The organism is Phenylobacterium sp., assembly GCF_036723115.1.
GTDB lineage: Bacteria > Pseudomonadota > Alphaproteobacteria > Caulobacterales > Caulobacteraceae > Phenylobacterium.
In genome coordinates, this window is sequence record NZ_DAIMHV010000164.1 from 1 (window position 1) to 6,004 (window position 6,004).

Here is a 6,004-nt window from a genome sequence, read left to right on the forward strand (position 1 = left end):
GGCCGCGGAATAGGGCCGCGGAAATCGGTTCAGGCGTCAGGTCTCGCCATCGCCCGGCGCGCGGCCGGGAAAGCCTGGCAGGGACCAGCGCCAGACAATGGCGCCCGCCCGCACGGTGAAGGCGGCGGCGAAGCCGCCCAGGCCCGCCGGCAGTTCCCCCAGGCCGAGCGCCCGGGCGGCCACGAAGACGGCGGCCCCCACAAGCGCTGCGGAGACATAGATTTCCCGCTTCAGGAGGACCGAGGGCTCTTCGGCCAGAACATCGCGCAGCACCCCGCCGAAGGTGGCGGTGAGCACCCCCATGACCACCGCCGCCCCGGGCGGGACGCCGAAGGCCAGCGCCTTGGCCGCGCCCACAATGGCGTAGGCCGACAGGCCCAGGGCGTCGAGCCAGTTGAGAATGGCCAGCCTCGCCCGCCCCGCGCCGAACACCCACACCACGGCGGACGCCGCCAGGGGGGCCAGCAGATATTGCGGACGCCCCACCCAGAAGACCGGAGCGTCGATCAGGAGGTCGCGCAGGGTCCCCCCGCCCACCCCGGTGACGGCGGCGAAAAAGGCGAAGGTGACGATGTCGTGCTTGCGCCGGGCTGCGGCCAGGGCCCCGGAGGCCCCGAACACGAAGACGGCGGCATAGTCCAGCCAGATCAGGGTGGCGTCGAGGCCTTCCATGGCGTTCTCCCCGCGCGCCAGCGTCCGGGCGCATCCGATAACCGGTTCCCACTTACCGGAACGCCATCTAGAACCCACCCATGACCGATCAGAAAAAAGGCTGGTTCCAGCGCCTGACCGACGGGTTGTCGCGATCCTCGCGCCAGTTGTCGGACCAGGTGGTGTCCGGCCTCGTCAAGCAGCCCCTCGACCAGGCCAAGCTGGACGAACTGGAAGAGATGCTCATCGAGGCCGACCTGGGACCCGCCTCGGCGGCCAAGATCACCGAGGCCTTCGCCGCCGAGCGGTTCGGCAAGAGCGTCGATGAGACGGAGATCCGCGAGGCCCTGGCCCGGGCCATCGGCGATGAGCTGGCGCCTCGGCGGGGGGATTTCGCCCCCCTCTCCGGCCCCCGGCCCTATGTGGTGATGTTCATCGGGGTCAATGGGTCGGGCAAGACCACGACTCTGGGCAAGATCGCCGTGGACCTGCGCCGCCAGGGCGCCAAGGTCCTGGTGGTGGCCGGCGACACCTTCCGCGCCGCAGCCGTAGAGCAGCTGTCGGTCTGGGCCCAGCGCGCCGGCGCCGACTTTCTGTCGCGCCCCACCGGCTCGGACGCCGCGGGACTGGCCTTCGACGCCTATGAAAAGGCCCGCGCCGAGGGTTATGACGTGGTGCTCATCGACACCGCCGGCCGCCTGCAGAACAAGGCCGGGCTGATGGAAGAGCTGCTCAAGATCAACCGGGTGCTGAAGAAGATCGATCCGGACGCCCCCCACGAGACCCTGCTGGTCCTGGACGCCACGGTGGGCCGCAATGCGCTGGCCCAGGAGAACATCTTCGGCAACCAGATCGGCGTCTCGGGCATCGTGATGACCAAGCTGGACGGCACCGCCCGCGGCGGCGTCCTGGTGCCCGTGGCCCAGGCCTCCGACAGTCCGATCAAGCTGATCGGGGTGGGCGAAGGGGTGGACGACCTGCAACCCTTCGACCCGCGGGCCTTCGCCCGCTCCCTGGTCGGACTGGAGGATCAATGAGGCTCTCCCCCGGGGCGCACCGCCTGGTGCGGTTCATCGTCGACTATGGGGGCCTCGTGGCCTTTCTGGTGGGCTTCTTCGGCTTCACCGGCCGCGACCTGGTGGCGGCCACCTGGTGGCTGGTGGCCGGATCGGCGGTGGCCCTGGTGGTGGGCCTTGTGGTGGAACGGCGCATCGCCCCCATTCCGGCGGTCTCGGGCGGCGCGGCCCTGGTCTTCGGCGGCCTGACCCTCGTCTTCCACGACGAGACCTTCGTGAAGATCAAGCCGACCATCATGAACGCCCTGTTCGGCGCGGCCCTGCTGGGCGGGCTGGCCCTGGGCAAGAGCCCGCTGAAGATGCTCATCGGCGCCTCTCTGCCTCTTCCCGACGAGGCCTGGCGCAAGCTGACCTTGAACTACGGCCTCTATTTCTTCGCCACGGCCATCCTCAACGAGATCGTCTGGCGGACCCAGACCAACGAGGTCTGGGTGCTCTTCCGCACGCCCGGCCTGATGATCCTGGGCCTCGTCTTCTCGCTGGCCCAGGCGCCTCTGATGATGCGCTACATGCGTAAGGCCGAGCCTCCCGCCGCCGATTGAGCGGGCTTGACCCACCGCCCACGGACTTTCCGTCGTCAAAGCGACGCAAAAACTCTGTAGTCTGCCCGTTATTGGACGATAGGTCGGGGAGGCGCCGGTGGCCAAGGACCAGGGCGAGACCAGGGATCGCGCCAGCGCGCCCGCGGACCTGGCGGCGTCCCCCAGCCAGCTCCTGCACCGGGCCTTGCAGGTGTCTCTCGACATCTATGCCGAGGAGTTCGGCGACAATCCCCTCACCCAGCGCCAGTTCGCCGTGCTCTCGGCGGTGGAGGCCAGGGAGGGGCTGACCCAGACCGACCTGGTCCGGGCCACGGGGATCGACCGCTCCACCCTGGCCGACATGGTGGCCCGGATGATCGCCAAGGGTCTGCTCGGCCGGGAGCGCTCGGCCACCGACGCCCGGGCCAACGCCGTCCACCTGACCGCCGACGGCCGGGCGGTGCTGAACGAGGCCCGCCCGCGGATGGCGGCCACCGACGCCCGGCTGCTGGCCCTACTTTCGGCCGGCAAGCGCGAGGGTTTCATCAATCAACTGCGCAAGCTGGTCCAGGCCGGCGAGGCCGTGGGCGGCGCCGAAAGCGAAGCCCGGGTCGAGAGCGCGGCCCAGGATGGGGCCGAAACGGTCCCTGTGATCGCGCCCCCCAAGGCCAAGAAGTCCAAGGGCGACAAGGCCAAGGACGGCAAGAAGAAGAAAAAGGGCAAGCGGCGCGCCGATGAAACGCCCGCGGCCTGAGCTCGCCCAAGGCCTGAGGTCGTCAGACGCCCGAACGCCAGCGCACAAGACAAAGGCCCCGGGTCGCCCCGGGGCCTTTCGCGTTCCGATGCTTGTGCGCGCGGGCCCGCCGAGGCGGGCCAGCGATCTGCCCGCCTAGCGGCGGTCGCCGAACAGGGCGAGCAGGAATTGGAACAGGTTGATGAAGTTGATGTAGAGGCTCAGCGCCCCGTAGTTGGTCGCCACGCCCATGGCGGCCTGGTCGCCGCCGAGCTGGTAATAGGTCATCTTCAGGCGCTGCGTGTCGTAGGCGATGAGGCCCGCGAAGATCAGCACGCCCAGGACGCTGATGATGAACTGCATCATCGAGTTCTGGATGAACATGTTGACGACCATGGCGATGATCAGGCCGAACAGGCCCACGATCAGGAAGCTGCCGAAGCCGGTCAGGTCCTTCTTCGTGGTGTAGCCGAACAGCGACAGGGCGCCGAAGGCCGCGGCCGTGATCAGGAAGGTCGAGGCGATGGAAGCGCCGGTATAGACGAGGGTCAGAACGCCCATGCCCGCGCCGATCAGCGCGACGATGGTCCAGTAGAGGATCCCGGAGCTCCGCGGCGACGCATTGCGCAGGGCGAACATGCCAAACAGCATGACGGCCAGCGGCGCGAAGGCCACGATCATTCCCAGGACGGTCATACCGGCCAGGCGTCCATCCGGGGTGACCGTGTACATCAGGTCGCGCACCGGGGGGTACTGGCCCGTGACGAAGGCCAGGGCGGCCGACAGCACGAGACCCAGCGCCACCTTGTTGTAGACACCGAGCATGAAGGCGCGAAGACCCGCGTCCACCGACATATCGGCGCGATCCGCGGGGATCGAGCGCATGTGGGCACGGTTGAAGTCGCTCATCGAGGCAAAGCCCTTTCTGGTTCGCGTCCCCTATCGGACGCCGTTCTAATATCGGGACGCCGAAGCCTCCTGACAAGAAGAACCGGCAGGCGGCGAAAGGGTTGTCGATGGAGAGCGAAGTTTTTTCGGCGATGCTTGCGCCCTGCCGGGGCCAGGCCGCAATCTCCGCCCCATGATCCGCCTGTTCGCCGCCCTGGCCGTTCCCGATGAGATCGCCCAGGCGATCGCCCCCCGCCAGCAGGGCCTTGAGGGCGCCCGCTGGCGCCCCGCCGAAGCCCTGCACATCACTCTGCGCTTCTTCGGCGAGGTGCGCGAAGACGTGGCCCATGACCTGGACGGCGAACTGACCCGGGTGTCCGGCAAGCCCCTGACCCTGACCCTGGAAGGGGTCGGGGCCTTCGGCGAGGGGCGGGATATTCACGCGCTGTGGGCCGGGGTGGCCCCCCATGAGGGACTGAACGTCCTGGCCGGCCGGTGCGACGCCGCCGCCCGCCGGGCGGGCCTGCCTGCCGACCGCCGAAGCTATCGCCCGCATGTGACCCTCGCCTATCTGACCAGGCCCGATCCGGCCGAGGCGGCGGCCTGGATCCAGCGCAACAACCTGCTGAGGTCCGCGCCGTTCGAGGTGGACCGGTTCGGCCTCTATTCCAGCCGCCTGGGCGAGGGCGGCTCGACCTACACCCTGGAACGGGAATACCGGCTGGGCTGAGGCTCAGACCGCCGCGGCGTGGTCCTTCAGGACGCCGAGGGTGACGATGGCCAGGGTCTCCTCGTGGGTGGCCTCCAGCACCACGCGCGGCGCGGCCCCGGCGTCCAGGGCCTCCTTCCAGCGGGGCGCGCAGAGGCACCAGCGGTCGCCGGGGCGCAGGCCGGGGAAGCCGCTTTCGGGAATGGGCGTGGACAGGTCGTTGCCCACGGCCTTGGAGAAGGCCAGGAACTCCGCCGTCATCACCGCGCAGACCGTGTGCAGGCCGAGGTCATGGGGGCCCGTCTCGCAACAGCCGTTGCGGAAGAACCCGGTCACGGGATCCATCGAGCAGGGCTTGAGCTCCCCGCCCAGGACATTCTTGGCCTCGGCGTCGTATCGGATGGTCATGGCGCCATCCTAAACGCTAAGACGGAGGCTGCGCCAAGGCCCCCGCCCGCCCTGCGACAGGAAGACCTGCCAGATGTCCCTTTCCCCCGCCGCCGCCCAAGGCCAGGCCTGCCCCCGCCGCAGCGTCCTCTACATGCCCGCCTCCAATCCCCGCGCCCTGGAGAAGGCCCGGCAGATCGACTGCGACGTGGTCATCTTCGACCTGGAGGACGCCGTGGCGCCCGACGCCAAGGCCGAGGCGCGGCAGGCGGCGATCGAGGCGCTCGGCCAGGGCGGCTATGGCCCCCGCGAGGTGGTGATCCGCATCAACGGCCTGGACACCCCGTGGGGCGCCAAGGATCTGGCCGCCGCCCGGGCGGCCGCGCCGGACGCCATCCTGGTCCCCAAGATCAACGGTCCCGAAGACCTCGCCCCCTATGGCCGCGACCTGCCCGACGGCGTCGCCCTGTGGGCCATGGTGGAGACCTGTCGCTCGCTCTTCCGGCTGGACGCCCTGGCCGCGGCCGCGGCGGCCCATGGCCTGACCACCCTGGTGGCCGGGACCAACGATCTGGCCAAGGAGATGCGGTGCGAACCGGGCGTGGACCGCGCGCCCCTGGCCGGCCCCCTCTCCCTGCTGGTGGCCGCCGCGCGCGCCCATGGGCTGACCGTGCTGGACGGGGTGTTCAACGATATCGACGACGAGGCGGGCCTGGCCCGGCAGTGCGCCCAGGGCGCCGCCTTCGGCTTCGACGGCAAGACCCTGATCCATCCCCGCCAGGTGGACACGGCCAACCGGGTCTTCGCGCCCGCCCCCGAGGCGGTCCAATGGTCGCGACGGGTGGTGGAAGCCTTTGATTCGCCTGAAAACCAGTCTAGGGGCGTGATCCGGGTGGAGGGGCGTATGGTCGAGCGCCTGCATCTGGAAGAAGCCCGGCGGCTGATCGCCGTGGCCGACGCCATCGCCGCCCGCTGAGACGCCCGCGAGCTTAGCCTCTGTCAGGAGACCCGGAGCCCATGGCCAGGACGCGCCGCCCGC

General features: G+C 69.7%; 8 protein-coding genes. 5 read left to right on the plus strand and 3 right to left on the minus strand.

Annotation, left to right across the window (positions count from 1 at the left end):
• Nucleotides 1-36: 36 nt before the first annotated feature.
• Complete coding sequence (locus tag V7D28_RS13340) at nucleotides 37-672, minus strand: trimeric intracellular cation channel family protein (protein WP_333587873.1); 636 nt, start codon at nucleotides 670-672, stop codon at nucleotides 37-39.
• A gap of 80 nt (nucleotides 673-752) precedes the next feature.
• On the opposite strand from V7D28_RS13340, the gene ftsY reads away from it, so the two are divergent.
• The 3 genes from ftsY (at nucleotide 753) to V7D28_RS13355 (ending at nucleotide 3,002) form a co-directional block, all read left to right on the plus strand.
• A complete protein-coding gene (gene ftsY / locus V7D28_RS13345) occupies nucleotides 753-1,688 on the plus strand; it encodes a signal recognition particle-docking protein FtsY (protein ID WP_333587874.1) in 936 nt (311 codons plus the stop codon).
• Entirely contained in the window at nucleotides 1,685-2,269 is a 585-nt protein-coding gene (locus V7D28_RS13350; protein WP_333587875.1) for an inner membrane-spanning protein YciB, read from the plus strand. The genes ftsY and V7D28_RS13350 overlap by 4 nt, the downstream gene beginning before the upstream one ends.
• A gap of 97 nt (nucleotides 2,270-2,366) precedes the next feature.
• The gene (locus tag V7D28_RS13355; RefSeq protein ID WP_333587876.1) at nucleotides 2,367-3,002 is read left to right on the plus strand and encodes a MarR family winged helix-turn-helix transcriptional regulator; all 636 of its coding nucleotides are present in this window, start codon (nucleotides 2,367-2,369) and stop codon (nucleotides 3,000-3,002) included.
• A 135-nt stretch (nucleotides 3,003-3,137) separates the two neighbouring features.
• Here the strand turns inward: V7D28_RS13355 and V7D28_RS13360 are convergent, their stop codons facing one another.
• Nucleotides 3,138-3,890: a Bax inhibitor-1/YccA family protein gene (locus V7D28_RS13360; protein ID WP_333587877.1), complete on the minus strand. Its 753-nt coding sequence runs from the start codon at nucleotides 3,888-3,890 to the stop codon at nucleotides 3,138-3,140.
• 172 nt (nucleotides 3,891-4,062) lie between these two features.
• Between V7D28_RS13360 and thpR the strand changes: the two genes are divergently transcribed.
• The gene (gene thpR / locus V7D28_RS13365) at nucleotides 4,063-4,599 is read left to right on the plus strand and encodes an RNA 2',3'-cyclic phosphodiesterase (RefSeq protein WP_333587878.1); all 537 of its coding nucleotides are present in this window, start codon (nucleotides 4,063-4,065) and stop codon (nucleotides 4,597-4,599) included.
• A gap of 3 nt (nucleotides 4,600-4,602) precedes the next feature.
• Here the strand turns inward: thpR and V7D28_RS13370 are convergent, their stop codons facing one another.
• Nucleotides 4,603-4,986 carry a DUF2237 family protein gene (locus V7D28_RS13370; RefSeq protein WP_333587879.1) on the minus strand — a complete coding sequence of 128 codons (384 nt, stop codon included), beginning with the start codon at nucleotides 4,984-4,986 and terminating at the stop codon, nucleotides 4,603-4,605.
• Between the two features lie 73 nt (nucleotides 4,987-5,059).
• Between V7D28_RS13370 and V7D28_RS13375 the strand changes: the two genes are divergently transcribed.
• Nucleotides 5,060-5,941: an HpcH/HpaI aldolase/citrate lyase family protein gene (locus tag V7D28_RS13375; RefSeq protein WP_333587880.1), complete on the plus strand. Its 882-nt coding sequence runs from the start codon at nucleotides 5,060-5,062 to the stop codon at nucleotides 5,939-5,941.
• Nucleotides 5,942-6,004: the final 63 nt, after the last annotated feature.

Excerpts from the sequence above, each read along its gene's own strand:
- V7D28_RS13340 (WP_333587873.1), bottom strand. The coding sequence starts at position 672 with ATGGAAGGCCTCGACGCCACCCTGATCTGGCTGGACTATGCCGCCGTC.
- ftsY (WP_333587874.1), top strand. The coding sequence starts at position 753 with ATGACCGATCAGAAAAAAGGCTGGTTCCAGCGCCTGACCGACGGGTTG.
- V7D28_RS13350 (WP_333587875.1), top strand. The coding sequence starts at position 1,685 with ATGAGGCTCTCCCCCGGGGCGCACCGCCTGGTGCGGTTCATCGTCGAC.
- V7D28_RS13360 (WP_333587877.1), bottom strand. The coding sequence starts at position 3,890 with ATGAGCGACTTCAACCGTGCCCACATGCGCTCGATCCCCGCGGATCGC.
- thpR (WP_333587878.1), top strand. The coding sequence starts at position 4,063 with ATGATCCGCCTGTTCGCCGCCCTGGCCGTTCCCGATGAGATCGCCCAG.
- V7D28_RS13370 (WP_333587879.1), bottom strand. The coding sequence starts at position 4,986 with ATGACCATCCGATACGACGCCGAGGCCAAGAATGTCCTGGGCGGGGAG.
- V7D28_RS13375 (WP_333587880.1), top strand. The coding sequence starts at position 5,060 with ATGTCCCTTTCCCCCGCCGCCGCCCAAGGCCAGGCCTGCCCCCGCCGC.